Origin of the sequence: Streptococcus sp. FSL R7-0248 (assembly GCF_037967965.1) — a bacterium.
Taxonomy (GTDB): Bacteria; Bacillota; Bacilli; order Lactobacillales; family Streptococcaceae; genus Streptococcus.
On the sequence record NZ_CP150201.1, the window covers coordinates 1,457,952 to 1,475,208 of the forward strand.

General features: G+C 38.2%; 11 protein-coding genes. 1 reads left to right on the forward strand and 10 read right to left on the reverse strand.

Going from position 1 to position 17,257, the window contains the following annotated elements; genetic code table 11:
* Positions 1–7 precede the first annotated feature (7 nt).
* The 10 genes from NYE32_RS06815 to NYE32_RS06860 all read right to left on the reverse strand — a co-directional run bounded on the left by NYE32_RS06815 (position 8) and on the right by NYE32_RS06860 (position 16,231).
* A complete protein-coding gene (locus NYE32_RS06815; protein WP_173018072.1) occupies positions 8–1,399 on the reverse strand; it encodes an MFS transporter in 1,392 nt (463 codons plus the stop codon).
* A 19-nt stretch (positions 1,400–1,418) separates the two neighbouring features.
* The gene (locus NYE32_RS06820; RefSeq protein WP_155198591.1) at positions 1,419–1,829 is read right to left on the reverse strand and encodes a MarR family winged helix-turn-helix transcriptional regulator; all 411 of its coding nucleotides are present in this window, start codon (positions 1,827–1,829) and stop codon (positions 1,419–1,421) included.
* A gap of 128 nt (positions 1,830–1,957) precedes the next feature.
* Entirely contained in the window at positions 1,958–2,521 is a 564-nt protein-coding gene (locus tag NYE32_RS06825) for a sugar O-acetyltransferase (RefSeq protein ID WP_155198590.1), read from the reverse strand.
* Between the two features lie 105 nt (positions 2,522–2,626).
* Positions 2,627–3,694 carry a HAMP domain-containing sensor histidine kinase gene (locus NYE32_RS06830; RefSeq protein ID WP_155198589.1) on the reverse strand — a complete coding sequence of 356 codons (1,068 nt, stop codon included), beginning with the start codon at positions 3,692–3,694 and terminating at the stop codon, positions 2,627–2,629.
* A complete protein-coding gene (locus NYE32_RS06835; RefSeq protein ID WP_145517557.1) occupies positions 3,679–4,353 on the reverse strand; it encodes a response regulator transcription factor in 675 nt (224 codons plus the stop codon). The genes NYE32_RS06830 and NYE32_RS06835 overlap by 16 nt, the downstream gene beginning before the upstream one ends.
* 224 nt (positions 4,354–4,577) lie before the next feature.
* Positions 4,578–5,249 (reverse strand): hypothetical protein, encoded by a 672-nt coding sequence (locus NYE32_RS06840; protein WP_002891342.1) that lies wholly within the window; start codon positions 5,247–5,249, stop codon positions 4,578–4,580.
* A complete protein-coding gene (locus tag NYE32_RS06845; RefSeq protein ID WP_037600665.1) occupies positions 5,230–6,039 on the reverse strand; it encodes a hypothetical protein in 810 nt (269 codons plus the stop codon). The genes NYE32_RS06840 and NYE32_RS06845 overlap by 20 nt, the downstream gene beginning before the upstream one ends.
* Entirely contained in the window at positions 6,033–6,749 is a 717-nt protein-coding gene (locus NYE32_RS06850; protein ID WP_037600663.1) for an ATP-binding cassette domain-containing protein, read from the reverse strand. Before NYE32_RS06850 ends, NYE32_RS06845 begins: the two co-directional genes overlap by 7 nt.
* 366 nt (positions 6,750–7,115) lie before the next feature.
* Complete coding sequence (locus NYE32_RS06855; RefSeq protein ID WP_156685303.1) at positions 7,116–11,099, reverse strand: hypothetical protein; 3,984 nt, start codon at positions 11,097–11,099, stop codon at positions 7,116–7,118.
* A 782-nt stretch (positions 11,100–11,881) separates the two neighbouring features.
* The gene (locus tag NYE32_RS06860; protein WP_156685302.1) at positions 11,882–16,231 is read right to left on the reverse strand and encodes a glycoside hydrolase family 70 protein; all 4,350 of its coding nucleotides are present in this window, start codon (positions 16,229–16,231) and stop codon (positions 11,882–11,884) included.
* Positions 16,232–16,822: 591 nt separating this feature from the next.
* Here NYE32_RS06860 and NYE32_RS06865 point away from each other — a divergent pair.
* On the forward strand, positions 16,823–17,254 hold the full coding sequence (locus NYE32_RS06865; protein WP_156685301.1) for a hypothetical protein: 432 nt from the start codon (positions 16,823–16,825) through the stop codon (positions 17,252–17,254).
* Positions 17,255–17,257: the final 3 nt, after the last annotated feature.

Here is a 17,257-nt window from a genome sequence, read left to right on the forward strand (position 1 = left end):
CTTGTTATTAATCATTCTTTTTAACAACACTAACTAAGACAAGGAGTTGGAAAATAGCCAAAACAAATAGGACCACAAATCCATTTCGACTACCTTGAGCCGTTGCTCGTGCAAAGTCAATCTTGTGGTTAGCTTGACTCATAGCAACAATTAGAGATGCTAGTGTTGTTCCCACTGCTCCTGCAAATTGTTGGAGCGTGTTAAAGATGGCATTAGCATCGGCTCGTTGATCAAGCGATAGTTGTTTCTGTCCATTAGTCATGACATTACCAAAGGCAACCCCGAGTCCCGTCATGAAAATCATGTAAAAGGCGAGAATCAAAGTATTTGAAAGGGAGTGGCCAAACAAGCTAAATAGCAACTGAGCAAGAACGATAAGGCTTGCTCCAATCAGAATTGGTTTACGAGCTCCCATCTTATCTAAAATGATACCCGAAAACGGAGCAAATCCTGCACCAATGATAGCTCCTGGGAGGAGCATCAAGGCTGCAAGAGTGGTATTAGAGTGGTTAACCAACTGCACATAGTTTGGCAAGAGGAAACTCATCGCAAGGGAACCTAATTGGAAAGAAAAGAAAGCGATAATATGACCTGTCAGTTTACGATTTTTCAAAATAGAGAGGTTGATGATGGGATTTTCTAATGTTGTAGAACGCCAAATCAAAATAACAAGACCTAAGATCCCAATCAAAAGCCAACCTAAGACTGAGAAGCTGAAGAAGGCATGTTCAGCAACCCCATGAAGACCTAAAATCAGGCCCAAGAAAAGAAAGATGGTAGCAAGTAGACTGAGGATATCTAAAGATTCACGTTTAACCTCACTCTTTTGCTCAATCGAGCGAAGCCCTGCAATCAGTGAAGCAAAGAGAATAGGAAACTGAATGAGGAAGATAGAACGCCAACCAAAATGTGCCGTCAGAAGTCCACCAACAGTCGGACCAATCGCTGGAGCGACGGCTGTAATCAGTGTCCCAACTCCCATCATGAGACCAATCTTACGACTTGGCACCTGCTCCAAAATGATGTTAAACATGAGAGGTAGGGCAAAACCAACACCCATCCCTTGAACCAATCGTCCCAAAACAACAAAGCTAAAACTAGGCGCTATAAAGTCGATGAGAACACCTAAAATAGACAAAAGGTTTGCGACCAGAAAGATGGTTTTCATCTTAAACGAACGCTTGAGATAGGCAGATAAGGGCACCACGCAAGCAACGACTAATAGGTAGATGGTTGTAACCCACTGTACTGTTGACGTATTAACCGAAAATGCCTTCATCAATACAGGAAAGGTGATGTTCATAGCTGTTTCACCAGCCACTCCACAAAAAGAAAGGATTCCTGTCGCAAAGATGGCACACAGGATCTTGGTGGAGATTTTTTCTTCTGACCTGAGTATTTGTTCCTCCTATATAAACTTAAATATTGCGGTAGTGTTGTAAGATTTTGAGAAAGACTTCTCTCTCTTCAGATGAAAATTGCTGGGCTAACTCTTCCTCTTCTTTTCGAAGATAAGATTGGCAGGCAGACGCGATTTTTACTGCCTTATCCGTTAAAACAACCGCTTTTTGCCTAGCGTCTTTCGATGAGGTATGTCGTTCGATAAGGCCTTTTTTCTCCATCCGCTGTAAGAGAACTGTCGTTGTCGAACGCTGAATCTCAAATTCGTGCTCAATGTCACGTTGAAATACCTCATGATTAGCATGATTGGTTATAAAATCAATAATGGCCATCTGATTTCCAGTCAAATCATACTGCCTAGCAAACTGATCAAAGTGGCGCATCATATTGTTATTGGCTTGCTTCAACAAGCGTCCGAAATGGTCCAAAACATGACTCCTTAACTCTATTGTTAGCTAACTAGCGATTAACAGTATAGTAGAATTATTAACTCAAGTCAATAGATTCTTTCAAAAAATAGAAAAACTCAAGGACTTAAATCCTTGAGTTGCTTCATTTAGTCTTTCTTTACAGGAATTTCCTTAATAACACGCGCAGGGTTTCCACCTAGAACCACATTATCACCGAAGGACTTAGTCACAACAGCGCCTGCCCCAGCTACTACATTATCCCCTAGGGTAACGCCAGGAAGGATGGTCACGCCTCCACCAGCCCAGAAATTATCACCGATAGTAATTGGAGCCCCATATTCAAGGCCTGAATTACGCTCGGTTGGATCAAGCGGATGAAGAGGTGTTAGAAACTGACAATTAGGGCCAATCATGGCATTGTCACCAATCCTGATAGGACAGACGTCTAGCATAGTCAAGTTCCAGTTAGAATAAAAATTTTCACCCAGATGAATATTAACACCATAATCCGTAACAAACTGAGGATTCATGGCAAGATTTTCACCAGTCGAACCAAACCAAGATTTGACAATTTCAGCTCTCTTGAGACGGTCATGTTCCGCATTAAAGGCCATTTGGTTTTCTCTCGATTTAGCTGCTAGAGCACGTAACTCAGGATCACTCGGTTTATAAAAGTCACCTGCAATCATTTTTTCATATTCTGTCAGCATGGCAGTCTCCTTTTGTGATTGTACTCCTATATTTTAGTATAGAAGTGATGTTACCACAAGTGAACAGATATAAACTAGCTAAATATCTCAACTTAAAAAATATTACTAAATATAAATTGTAACCATAGCTCCATTATTTTCATTAGAAAGTTTCAGTTCCCAATCATGAAGTTCTACGACTCTTTTTACAAAAGATAACCCTATTCCAAAATGGTGATTTTGAGAGTCGTTTCCTGACTGATTATCTTGGTAAAAGAGCGATCCTACATTATCAATCATATTAGCTGAGAACCTTGAGCCATCGTTCCAAACCGATAAAACAATCTTATTTTGCTTAGAAGATAATTTTATAACTATCTTTGGCATCATTGATTGACTATAGGACATTGCATTATTCACTAGATTAGTAATTGCTCTTAAGAATAATACTAAGTCAATATGAATAGTAGTATCAGATGGGGTTTCATTCAATACATTTAAAACACAAGTCCCAGTTGTCAGAGGAGTTAATTCTCTAATCAAACATGACGCAAGCTGCTCCGAAGTAATATGCTCTTTATTGATATTATCTTTATAAAATGTTTTTGAATATTGAATAAATTGATTAAAATAATTATCTAGTTGTTGACTTGAAGATTCGATATCTAATAAGCATTGAGTTAACTCAGGAGACAAATCAAATGTTTGAAGATACTCAGCATTACCTGAAATTATTGTTAGAGGTGTCTTTAAATCATGTGCTGCGGAAGACACTCTGAACATTAGCTCTTGCTTTTGTTTCTTCTCTTTTTCAAGCATCTTTTGAATTTTATCCTGCATCTTCATAATATGTTCTTTTGTCTCAATAAATTCAAATAACCTTAGTGGCTTAGAGTATTTGTTATTGTCTGAATATAAGCTTTGTTCATATACTGTCTTCATCTCTCTCTGAATTTCATATAGAAGTTTTTGTACATTTCTTACAATTATAACAACTAAAATGACACAAAGATAAATCCACGAGCTAACACTAAAAAACATAGTAAAGCTATTCACATTGTTAGCATTAATTCCTTCAACCGCTGTAAATAGGGTAGGAATAATGTAAAAAAAACAAATACATAACAAAAATTGAAAAATAATTTTCAAATAAGTTGCTCTTATCAACTGCTTTAATGTTATTGATTTTGCCATTTATATCCCCCACCCCAAAGAGTTTTAATTGGATCAATACCATAAGGTTTCAATTTTTGTCGAATCTGATAGATATACTCTGTAATACTTCGGTACTGAACTTCTGAACTTTGAGGGTACAAATATTCATAAAGCTCCTCTACACTAAAGATTTTAGTTTGATAGGTAAACAACAAATATAATAAATCGAATTCCCTTCTCGAAAGAGAAATACTATTACCGTCTACTATTAATTCCTTTCCTACCCTATCAAATTGAAGTAAACCACTAGTCTCAGTATCTCCGACAGAAAGTAGCCTTTTATCTCTTCTAATATGCATTTTGACTCTTGCAACCAACTCCTTCATACCGAATGGTTTGGTAATAAAATCATCTGCACCTATTCCAATAGCTTCAACAATATCTTCTTCAAGGTTTTTAGCAGTTATAAAAATTATGGGTGTTTGAATCTGACTTCTGATACTACTACAAATATCAATACCACTCACTGGCATCATTATATCCAGTAAAATCAAATCAAATCCTATGAAGTCACATAGGTTAATATCTTCGACAGAATTTCTAGTTTCAACTACATAGGAGTTTTTCTCCAGAATATTCTTAATCAATCTTAAAATTTTTAAATCATCGTCAATAACTAGAATTTTTGACTTTACCATTTTTTCCCTCGTACGTTTTGAATATATTGTAACATAATTAAAAATCGAAAATACATTTCAAAATTAGCATATAATTGATAATTCAATAAATTGAGTTTCTACCAAATCTCAATAATGCTCATTTTTAAGTAACAGAATATGTGCTCCAAAGTCTTGTATCTATTTTTCAGTCAATCTATCTAAATTCGATGTTGTCTCATCTAAAAAAACAATCTTTATTTGGGTTACTTTAAAAATTCCTTTCTAATAAGGCAATAACTCGTAAAGAATAATCCAAAAAGCCAAATTATAAATACAATAAAACGCATTATAGAATAGTTTGTATGTATTAGCTGAAAAACTAAATCATATATTATTACACTTGAAGCTATTGGTAAAACCCTATCTATAAAAGGCAACACGAGTATAGGAAATAATAGCAAAATTGCAAGTGCAATCATTGAATTACCGCATAAAAAGGAAAAAGAGTAACCCGCTAAAAAGTATACAACTGAACCAAACAAGTAATAATAAAAATTTACTTCACTATGAATACCCTGACTAAACATCATTACTATTAAACCTGCTAATACTGACTGTGTTAAACATTCTAGTAGATCTATTAATAATATGTATAATGCTGCCTTCACCCTACTTCCGTTGTTCAGGTAAACTTGCTTATAACTTTGTGTCCTCAATTCTACACTTGCATTTAAAACTCCATTCCCTAAAAAAGAGAAAGATATTATAGTTAATAAAACAGAACTGTTAAAAGTGATAGAATCTTCATTAACTTCGAATTTTAGATATCTTAATAAACTTATTATAATAACAAATACTAACTGAAATAATAAATAAACCTGTATAGGTAATAAACTATATTTTTTATATAATAAGCTATGCAATTGGCTTTTCATTCTTCTTCCCCCATTTTATTTTTTCTAAATAAAATAAACAAATCGTAGTAAGGAAAGTTTCAAATAATAGAAGAATCGCTCCATATAATTGAGTTGTCTGACCGGCTTCGACCCTACCAAAAGCAAAAGACTTAGCTCCAATTAAAGGTAATAAATTATCTAAAATAGGAGAAATTGCCTTAAGTATGCCTGATAAAGAAAAAACTAACAATAAAACTATCACAATCAAAGAAGGAATTGATCTTTTTGTTATTTTTACAAGTAATAGAGAGAGTAAATTAAGTGTAATTGTAAAAGCTCCTAGTCTAGTGATAACATCAAGCATTAAACCTATAGACAGAATACTTTGTAACTTACTAACTAACATGAATTTTAGAAGTAATGCATTTAATAAAAACAACGTAAAGGTCGTCATTATTGAAATAACAATTATACTAAATATCTGTGAAAACAACCTTATTTTCCAGTTAGCACAAATTAGTGATGAAAACTCATCCTCACCAAATTGATAATCAGTTGCTAGAATTAATGCTGACAATATAGGCAAAAATAACACGGTTGCTTGATAAGGAGATGATAAAATAGCATCTCTCACCGTTCTATAAGGAGTCTCAATTACATTTTGATCAATATTTACTGAGTTGGCAGCACCAGTGTGTAGTGCATTAATGACTTGAATATTTTGATAGGTAAAAAACAAACTAACTACAACTAAGATAAAAAATCCCATTTTAAATAAAGTTAGATGGCTATATTTATATAAATACCCCTTTATAACTTGACTTAACATTTTATACTACTCCTCTCATGTACAGAGCTAAAATAGGCGTTTTCAAAACTATCATATTGCTTCAATACTTGCTCACGTTTGTCATTTAGAACAACATGACCATTTGAAATACCTACAACTCTATCTACGGTTAATTCAAGTTCGCTCATATAATGGCTAGTTAATAGTACTGTTTTTCCTTGTTTCACAAAGTCTTTGAGAAACTCTCTTAACCAACGGATTCCCTCTGGGTCCAACCCATTAATAGGTTCGTCTAAAATCAAAATATCTGGGTCTGCAAGTATTGCTGTTGCCAAGCCTAATCTTTGCTTCATTCCTAAAGAATAATCTTTGATTTTCTTCTTACCAACATCTTTTAATCCAACAATTTCTAAACATTCAGTACAACGTTGCTTACTTAGTCCACAAGAAAGTGCAATCCATCTTAATTGCTCATAACCAGTTCTACTTGGATAAGGTTGATAACTATCTAAAAAAGTTCCTACTATTGAGATTGGCTCAGCTCCTAACTCACTATATGTTGTTCCTAAAATAGTTGCCTTTCCACTATCAGCTGACTCCAACCCTAATAGTATTTTTATTAGGGTTGATTTCCCAGAACCATTAGGTCCGATCAAACCAGTAATTTCACCTTTATTAGCTTGAAAAGTTATATTTGATAATACAACTTTGTCATCGTATGTTTTATTTAAATTAGTAATATTAATCATTTTGTTTTCCTTTGACGAATAGAACCTTTTGAAATTTCATAAATTAATGCTTTCACCAATAGGCTTATTATCAAACTCCACCCATGCATATGCATTATAAGGGGAAGTTTTAAAATCTGAAACCCAATCTGGAGAATATCTTGTTATAGTGAAGGTACCTTTCACTATAATTGTAGTTTATCAATATCTTTTCGGAAAAAAATCAGAGTTAATAGTTTTACATATTTTTAATAAAAAAATGTTCTGAGATAGTCTTTAAACATCTTATTTTAGATAAGAAACAATCCACAAAAAAATCCCAAGTGCACTAAGCAACTTGAGATTTTCTTTCTGTCTGGGCATGCCTGAGTCATTCAGGGCTTTATATTATTTGTCCTTTTGATCTTTGTGATCTTTTTTATTTTTCTTTTTACGTCCGTTGCGGCCAAGTCCTAGACCTGTTACCGATACGGTGAAGCCTGCGATATTGATGGTTTCTTCAATCTTACCTTTGCTTGCTTCTTCCTCATTTGAGAGATTAATTGGCATCTTGTGTTTAGAGCCTTTACCCTCAGCTTGACTTGAAACAGGTGCTTCAAAGTCATCGCCTGGTCCATAAGTGACTGGTCCATCATGAGCTTCCACTTGCTCTTCGACTTGGTCGAGAACTTCTAGGTCTTGGATTTCTTCAACAACGATATCGTCTGCCTTGTCTTCCTTAGGTTTACCGTTAATATCGCCTGTAAGCGGGATATAAACAACGGTTTCTTCAAGGTTACGTTGACCTACTGTCTTACCTTCAACCTTGTCCTTATCAGCACTGTAACCTTCTACTTCAGGAGTGATGACTGTTTCAAACTGACCTTTATTTGAAGTCCAGTAGCTTGAACCAAGCTCTTCACCTGTAACCTTATCAATAGTCAAGCTACGTGTCCATTGAGCAGTTTGGATGTTATTGGCAGGAAGTTCTGCTTGTCCATCGCTAGATGTGTAGAGAACTGTGAAGGTTACGTCTTTGATGTAGCTTTCGCGTTCTGGCCATTTGGCACCATCTGGATTTGCTGGGTTGATTGGTGTACCAGCTTCTTGGATGTTATCTGGACCTACTTGAACGGTACCATGACGAAGGGTAACCATGAAGTTTTGGTCAACATGAGAATCGCCATCAAAGATAACGCCGTTTGTGAAGCCATCAGCAAGAAGAGTATAACCACGGTCGCTATAGTACTTGATACGTTCGATTGTTGAGTATTCAATCACTTCGCCTGATTTACCAAGCAAGTCAACCACTTCAAGTTTCTTACGAGTTGTACCGTCAACATAAGTGACTGTAGCTTTCTGAGCATCCTTGAGGTAAGTAACCACTTCCATGATTTCAGGAGTTTCCACAGAAACATCTGTCATTTCAGCGACTTCTATACGGTCTGGTGTAAATCCGACAACCTCTGGTGAAGGAACAGCTGAGAAGCCAGCTTGAGTACTTGACCATGCTTCATAATTGATAGCACCTGTCACAAGGTTTACATTAGCCAAACGTTTGAAATCAAGAACTTCAACGTAGTCGTCGCTAGCCAAGCCACCTTCTTCGAAGACATACTGGATGGTACGTGTCACATCGGCACGGTTTTCAAGCATTTCTACGCTATTTGGCCAAACTGGGCTATTCACATCATTTGGATCTACAACTTCACCTGCAACTGGTGCTGGCATATCTGGGTCGATAAGAACCAAACGTTCACGAAGAACCACTTCGAAGACTTGATCAAAGTCAGAATCACCGTTGTAAGTGTGGTCAAAGGCTTCTGCATAACCATCGTTGACAAGTTCATAACCTTGTTTGAGCAAGTTTGCGATTTGTTCATCAGTAGAGTAGTCAATCTTCTCACCTGAGCTTCCGACAACAACATCACGAGTCAATTCTGACTTATCAAGCTCATTCATGTAAAGGATAATAGCTTTTTGCTCATCCTTAGCATAAACCACGTTGGTATCTTGACCTGGGTGTTCTGGAGTAATAAAGGCCTTTTCAGAAATGTAACCAAGAACATCTGGAACGACTGTTTCCATAGCCATGGTTGGATCTTCAGGATCGTTGTTGTAGCTTGGAGTAGGTGCATTTTCGATTGGTGTACCATAATCATCTACTGGAATAATCTTACCAAGTTCTGTATAAGTTACTGTATCTTCCACTTCTGGAAGGTCTGGGCGAACTTCAAGACCACCAGCTTGACGTTTATCCGCATAGAAGCCATCTACAACTGGAACTTCTACGACATCATAAGTGAAGCTGTCTTGATCCCAAGTGCTTGTTTGTTCCACTTGGTTAAATTTACCGTGGAAGCTGAAGCTATCTTGAATGTTGATAACTGGATCTTTGTAGCCTGCACCTTGGAAGGTAACCGTTTGTTTCGTATCTTGCGTGATATCATCCAAGATTGGCTCGTAAACCAAGGTTTGGTCCATGCTGAGGTCAATTGGCAATACCAATTCACTTTCAGCTTGGTAGCCAGCAACTTGTGGTGCTGGTGTCTCAATAACTTGCGTAGCATCTTGAGGATCATTAGCATAATGAACTGGCTCTGCATCCGCGATTGGATTACCAAAGGTATCAACAGGGATAATCTTACCAAGCTCTTTATAGGCAACACTATCTGTTGCTTCTGGTTTATCAGGTGTAACAACCTGCATACCAGCAACTGCCTTGTCCGCAAAGTAACCTTCGATAACTGGAACATTGACCTTAGCGAAAGTATAGCTGTCTTGATCCCAAGTGTAAGTATCTTCTGCTTGGTTGTACTTACCAGTGAAGCTGAAGTCAGACTGAATATTAACAGACGGTGTTGCTTCGCCAGCACCTTTGAAGAAGACAGTTTGCAAGGTTGGTTGCGTTACATCTTCAAGGATTGGAGCGTACTCAACAAGAATATCGTCTGTCAAGCTCTCAGGCATGACACTTTGTTGCATTGGACGGTAACCCGGAATGTGAGGAACAAGAGTCTCACTAACCTTGGTTGGGTTATTAGCATCGTTGTTGAAGGTTGGCGTAGGCACGTTTGGAATCAAGCGTCCATTCGCATCAATAGGAATGATCTTACCAAGTGGAACATAGGTAACGGTTTCTTCTATATTATCCTCAGTAACATCTCTACCCTTAACTTCTACTCTATCCGCAAAATAGCCTAAAACAACTGGTGCATAAATATCATAATACTTGGTTTTGTTTGGAGACCACTCTGTCTCATCAACAAGCTCACCTGTAACCTTGTCGAAGGTAAGAGTACGCACCCAATAAGCCTTTTGCACATCAGCATCTGGCAAATCAGCATTGCCATCTGTACTTCTGTAAAAGACTGTGAAGCTTACTTCTTTTTCGTAAGCATACTTAGATGGCCATTTAGGTCCATCTGGATTATTAGGATTGATTGGAGTATCTGGGACTTGCTCATTTTCAGGTCCCACCTTGGCAACATCGTGTTGCAAGAGGACGAACCACTCTTGATCATCAATATCTTTATCATCAAAAATGGCATCTTTAGGGAATTCGTCCTGAATCAAGTCATATCCCATGTTCTTGAAAGTCTTGATACGTGTTGCTGTCCCGTATTCAATCGCTTCACCCAATTCACCGGTCAACTGGTCACTAACCAAGTAAGCACCGGTAGTTTCATCAATATAAGTGATGCTGGCTTTCTTGAAAATTTTACGATACACAACCGGAGTGTCCGCTCCTGGTTTGTTCGGTACTACACTTTTAATATCTGTCATATAATCTTGAACAGCTGGTGTTGCTGTCTCACCCGCCTTTCGTGGATCTTTTTTGTTATTGTTATACTGCTTAGTCAAAGCACCTGGAATATATTCCCCATCTTCTGTCACAGGGATAATGCGTCCCAATTTCCTATAGGTCACATGTTCCGTTACCGTTGGCACATAGGGCGTGACAACGTTAAAACCCGCTTCCTTTTGGTCAGCGAAATAGCCCTGGACAACTGGTACCGATATCTTAGGATAGGTATAACTGTCCTTGTCCCATTCGATTAAACCAGTCTTCCTATCCCTAGTCCCTGTGAAGACATGGTTTTCCATGACTTCAGGATCTGGAGTTTGCGAATCCGCTCCTTGAAAAATAATCTCTTGCTTAGATGGAATCCTCACGGTTTCCGATTGAGCATGATTATCAAAGAGAACTTCGTCAGCTCTGGCAAAATCTAATGGAGAGGGGGCACCGTGGTCAGAGCGACTTTTTGGGTTAGTCAATAATTTAGAAAGATCTATAGTATCAACTAAATCAGAGTGCGCTGATTTATGTGCAATATGCTCTTCGGCAGTTCTTGCTGCTGCTTCAGTCGCATCTTCCCTATAGGCTCTCAAAAATACTCCCCCTTTCTTCTTTTTATGAGAAATAAAATCCTTTACTTGCTAAGTTCTCATGGAAATCTTTTCTATTAAGATTTCATTTTCCCTCAGAGAAGCTAACAAGTTCTTATCAAAGATTAAAATTTTTGATATCTCTTATATATACTATAATACGAGAATCGAATTTTTACAAGTAAGGTGTAAGAACTTTAATCATTTTAACCCCTAAGTGAAAAAATAGTGTTTTAATGTGCAATATCTATCAAGTAGTTTACGAAAGTGGCATCAAAATGAGATTCCCTCTATAGCTTAAATGATAGGTCTTTAATGGTGTTTTCTCTCACTAGAGACACTCTTACAAGAAATACACTTAAAACGATTACAACTACTTCTCATCTTTGGAAGGCTACTAGAGCCTTACCTTAGTTGTAAGGGAACAACCTAAGAGAATGACACAGACAAGGTCCGTGCCTAGTCCCCGACTATGGAATACCAATAAATAACTGTCATTACTCCTAGTATAGATTGACTTTGACGCTTCGTCAATAGATTGGAACCATTTAATGAAAATCCCTATATTCAAAGTTTTCTCGTATTAAATTATGTATTAATAATAGTTACTTGGATTAGGCTATTTTGATGTCATCCTGGGCACCAAATAGTCAGAGGTATTTTCACAACTAACTCAAGGAACGGGTTAAATTGACTATTCACAGTCCACATCTAAGTCTTTACGGAAACCCAGTTACGCCATAAAAACCGAGACTGTTGTCTCGGTTCATACAGTTTGGAAACGATTAGATTTGACCTCGGCCTTCACCATCAAAGTAAACCCACAATCCTGGACTTACTTCAACCCAACGGTTAACTGCCATTTCACCTGAATTTGGATCAAAGTAACGAACAACACCGTTTACGCGAACCAAATGACCTTTGATTTGTTTACCATTTTTATCAAAGAGGAGATTTTGACCATTGATATTAACCATGCCTTTGACAGCATTACCATTACCATCGAAGTAATACCAGCTACCATCAATTTCGTGGAATTGATTGCGGTAGAGCTCACCTGAGTTTACATCATAGTAACGAAGGTTACCATTTACGTTTGCCAAAGCACCTTTGACCTGACGGCCATTTTGATCAAAGTAGAGGTTTTGACCATTGATGTTTTGTGAACCTTTTACGGCTGCTCCATCATTATTGAAATAAGCCCAAACACCCGGTTCAATTTCAGCAAAACGGTTGCGAGCCATTTCTCCTGAGTTAGCATCATAGTAACGGATAGTGCCGTTCTCATTAACGGTACGACCTTTAACTTGGACACCATTGTTGTCGAAGAAGAGTTCTTGACCATTAATGTTTTGGTGACCTGTTACACGTTTACCATTACCATCATAGTAAGCCCAAACGTTATTACCAATTTGAACGAATTGGTTACGTCCTGATGCATTATTATTGTTGTCTGGTTTTGGATCTTGTTTGCCGTTTGCATTCAAGACACCGTTTTGGTCATAGTAGAAGACTTGACCTCTGCGGTTTTGACGGTAACCATCACGCAACTGCACCCCATTAGCGAGGAAGAAGTATTGTTTACCATCGATAGTCTTTTCACCGATTGCCATGCGACCTGAGTTATCAAAGTAGTAAACATTGCCGTCGTTATCTTTGATGAAGGTATTCTTAGCACGTTTGCCATCGTTATAACGATAGTAAACACTGCCCCAGCTCTTCTCGAACTTACCACTACCATCACCGTTTTGGTTGTCGTTGTTAGTTGATTGGTTGCTTCCGACTACTTTTGGAAGGCTAACTTTACCACCATTTGTACCGTAGTAACCGTTGAGACCATTCTTAAGTACGTACTCTGAGCCACGGTCAAGAATGTTAGTACCATTCATGTACTTCGCAGACCATTGTGTAATCTTCTCGTCAGTAGTCATACGTTTACCAGTAGAGATTTGAACACGGTCAAAGATTTGTGGGTAAAGACGTTTCAATTCATCAAGGAAGGCACCGCCATATTTACCTTGGTAGTCGTTACCAAAAGTACGTGTCTTAGCAGCATAGAGGCTATGATTGATGATTGCGCCGTCTTTAGTTTCACCATAGTTATTAACACGAGTTGCAGTGACCACTTCATCACCCGGAAGGTTGTAGATTTGGTCTGGAACCCAGTCAGCAATCGCTGAGATACCTACAGCGTGGAGCGATTTAAGAGCTGCTTTCAAGTCAGCCAATGAACCGTACTTGTTGTCCTTACTCATACCAATATCATAACGGTCTGTAAAGGCATAACCATTTTGGATGACTGAGTCAAGGAAGCTACCGTCATCACTTGAAACGTACTGTGGTGCAAATTCGAATGATGTGATACCCCATGATTTGAAGAGATTTGCATTTTCAGCAATCTTCTTATTAGTGTATTGTGATGAATCTTGGACGAAGTCTTGGAAGTTAGAGAAACCTTCGTAGATAACTTGTGAATCAAGGGAAGCATTTGATTCGTAAACCAAACCACTGCTGTTCTTTTCTTTACTTGGTGCTACACGCACGTCTTGAGTTTCAGAAGCACCTACTGGTACCCAAACGGCAAGGTAACCATCAACTTGAGGGTTACGGATACCACGGATTTCGCTTGCATTGAATGTCAAATTACCGTTACCATCAGTGTATTTAACAATACCGTTAGCATCGCCGTCATTCAAGTAAGTAGCCACACCATCCTTTGTTGTCAAAAGCAATGGGCGATAAGCTTGGTTACGGTGAGCCGCACCCATGTTAATAGTCAAGTTGCTTGTTAAACGAAGGGCAGGTTGGTTTGAAACGATAACTGCCATACCTTGGTTTCGTGTTTCTGCTGTACCAGTATCAGAAGCACTATTAGCCCCTGTACCGTAACGTACAGATGTCAAGACACCTGCAGCATCCCAACCATTAGTATTACCATAACCGATGTAGTTAACCTTCATATCTTGACCACCAGCTGCATAGCGGATACGGCCTTTCAAGAGGGTTTCAATAGCATCGTAATATGGTGATTTTTGAGCCATATATTGACCATCATCTGTGTACATGTCTCCATAGTAAACACGTGGCACAGTGTCCTTATGCGTAAGCATCAAGGCATATGCTGATGGGATATTATATTGTGTGTACTGCTTGTTAGCACTACGCATGTCTCTGTTGTAGATTTCAAAGGCTTTCTTCATTTCATCAAGAGTGAAGGTATTCCCTGTTGATTGAGGGTTGATTTCATTTTTGATGATTTGACCAATGATTGATTGTACCTCAGAGTCGTGAGCACGCACAAAGGCGTAGTTAGCCATACGTTTAGAGTTTTTACCACTTTCAGAACGGTCATTCATACTATTTGAAATGAGTGGTTCAACTCCTGAACGGTTACCGATTGGACGCAAGAGTGAATATACCAATGCCAAGTGCATAGGGTCATCCATTGGCAATTGAGCACCTTTAGTGTCTTCATTGTAGTATGGGTCATTGTGAGACCATGCTTCCAAGATAGACATGTGTTTAATGGCTTGATCTTGACTTTGATCAGCACCATATTTAGCTTTGAAGTAATCTGAAGCAATTTGGAGAAGGTCGGCATTGACATTATCCACGGCATCGACACGAACACCATCGAAGTTTTCATCTTCAGAACCACCAGTGATAGTACCGATGTTCATGATGTAGTGGAGCCAGTTCAACTGCTCAGCTTGAACCGCAGGATTTGAGTTATCGATATCATTAGCCAACAAGAACTCGAAACCACCGTTGCTTGTATCCTTGGTATACTTAGGATTGCGTTTACCTGTTTGGCTAGTTGGTGTGCGGTTCAAGAGACGGTAGTCTGAGTTAGCCTGGCTTGTACGACTATCGTTGTTATAAAGAAGGGCACCACCTTGCAAGTGGTCACTGTTATCAAGGTTTTCAGAAGTTGAATTCCAACCAGGTTGAGTCTTCACGAAATTTTTGATAGTTGTACGCAACCAGTCAGTGTTGCCTTCACGTGCAATACGTTCCTCAATACGCTTTTGAACTTCAAGCGCTGCTTGGTCCATTTGAGTTTGTGAACTGTATGATGTGTAGGTTTGATTCGTACCAAGACCTTGCTCCTTCATGTAGTTAAGGTAGCTCGCTTGGACAGCCTTGCTTGGCCACCAAACCGTAAGCAATGGACGTTTGTCATTTTCAGTTGAGGCAGTCCACTCTTTACCGTCTTTCAAGATTTCTTTTGGACGGTACCATGTGTTGGCAGTGAAGTAACCGTCAACAAGTTCGATATCTTTATTAGTTGTACCATAAAAGGCATTTTTATCGCCATTTACAGTAACGTTTGTGTTTGTGCTGTCGGCTGATGAACCTGTTCCACCGTTCTTGTCGAAACGGTAATCTTTTTGGTTAGACAATTCACCGGTCTCAGCGTTGAAGTATTGGCTTCCACCGTTACGTTCAAGGACATAGTTCTTACGAATAGTACCGTCATCTTCAACATAGTATTGTTTTCCATCAATTGTTTTGATGTGGCTTGGGCCATCAGTTACAACATTGTTAGTTGCTGGAAGGTCGTTATTTACTACTGTGACCGTATTGTTAGCATTGTTATTATTACCAGCAACTGGTGTGGCACGACGGCCTCCTGTAGGACCACGGCGGGCACCAGTCGCACGACGTTCACGTGTCGCTGCATGGTCTGTAACTGTTGTTGTGTCAGTTGTAGTATTGTTATTTGTTGTGTCAACAGCTGTATCGTTGGTTGCTGTTGTATCTGTTGTAGTTGCTGCACGATCAGTACCGACTGTCGCTGCCGTATCAACAGCATTCGCTGCAACTGTAGTTGTTGTATCAGTTGTCAAATCGAAAGTTGCTGTTGGAGCTGCTTGATCAGTTGCGGCATTGTTTGTCGTTGCAACTGCTGTAGTTGGATCCTGAGCAGCCGTTGTATCGTTAGATACAGTACCCGTATCAACAGTAATATCGGGGATGGCTACAGTAGCATCCGTGTGTTCGTCGGCCTGAACGACACCGTCGTTAGTCCCTAATGAAACCGCTGAGACTGCACCGAGTGACATCCCTGTAACTGCAATGGTTACCCATTGTTTCTTGACTTTGTGCATTTTATAATGTACTTTTTTGTCCATAATAAAAAGACTCCTTTTTCCCATTTATAGCTTCATTCTAAATCATTGAAAGTTTTTTTTCAATAAGATTCGATAAATTTTCATAATTTTTAGAAAAAACATTTTATTGTTTTAATTAAATGAGTTTAAAGTGAGTGTTTCGAAATAAAAAATAGCTTATTTTATTTTTTTAAATCAATACAAATGATACTCTATCGCTATTTAGAATGATTATTGATAAGGTATTTCTTTTAATACTATCTCAAGAGAGTCTAATGAAAATTCACAAAATCCTTAAGACTCTCCTTTCAAAGCGACAAAAAATACCGTCATTATCAAACCATCAGATTTGTCAGGATAGGGTCTTTTTTAGACTATCTTCTCATACAGAATCTAAATTCTAACTATCTAAGCCATTCATTACTTACTGAGGTGTAAGGGCTTTAAATTGGGACCTATAGTGCCAGTAAGAAAGCAGAACACGAGCAACAAGCCATCACATAAAAATGGCTCAAAAGCCTATCGATCTTGCTGAAACTAAGGAAAAAAGGAGTATAATAAAGGTGAAAGAATTAACCTATTTAGACACAAATAGAGAGGTAGGTGAGAAAGATGTCAGTACAACATACAAACTTCAACACAAACCAAGATAAGGCTAAGACTGGTCAAGAGGTCACTAGGCCAGACCTCATTAAGAATAATTCTCCAGACAACAGGGTTGCTTCTATTATCCTTGCAGTCGCCTTTTATTTAGCTATAGTTTATTTTGCCTTATTTTTCGTTAATCCTTGGGGAATTCTTGTGATTATTTTCCTAGCACCTAGCTTTATTTGTTATATAATTGCAACCATCTTAACAGGTATAGGGCGTAAAAAAGGTAATAAAAATTTCTTAACCACAAGTATCGGTTTTTATATAGTCTCTATCCTTTTGGCTAGCGACCCTGACTGGGGAGTTTTTCGAGTCATACCGATTCTCTTAACCATTCTAGTAACGATCGGAACTGTGATGTTTAAACAAGATAATGAGCAAGACAACAAATAAGAG

What these genes read in the sequence shown, in the direction of transcription:
- NYE32_RS06825 (WP_155198590.1), bottom strand. Translation starts at nt 2,521, where the DNA reads ATGCTGACAGAATATGAAAAAATGATTGCAGGTGACTTTTATAAACCG.
- NYE32_RS06830 (WP_155198589.1), bottom strand. Translation starts at nt 3,694, where the DNA reads ATGGCAAAATCAATAACATTAAAGCAGTTGATAAGAGCAACTTATTTG.
- NYE32_RS06835 (WP_145517557.1), bottom strand. Translation starts at nt 4,353, where the DNA reads ATGGTAAAGTCAAAAATTCTAGTTATTGACGATGATTTAAAAATTTTA.
- NYE32_RS06840 (WP_002891342.1), bottom strand. Translation starts at nt 5,249, where the DNA reads ATGAAAAGCCAATTGCATAGCTTATTATATAAAAAATATAGTTTATTA.
- NYE32_RS06845 (WP_037600665.1), bottom strand. Translation starts at nt 6,039, where the DNA reads ATGTTAAGTCAAGTTATAAAGGGGTATTTATATAAATATAGCCATCTA.
- NYE32_RS06850 (WP_037600663.1), bottom strand. Translation starts at nt 6,749, where the DNA reads ATGATTAATATTACTAATTTAAATAAAACATACGATGACAAAGTTGTA.
- NYE32_RS06860 (WP_156685302.1), bottom strand. Translation starts at nt 16,231, where the DNA reads ATGGACAAAAAAGTACATTATAAAATGCACAAAGTCAAGAAACAATGG.
- NYE32_RS06865 (WP_156685301.1), top strand. Translation starts at nt 16,823, where the DNA reads ATGTCAGTACAACATACAAACTTCAACACAAACCAAGATAAGGCTAAG.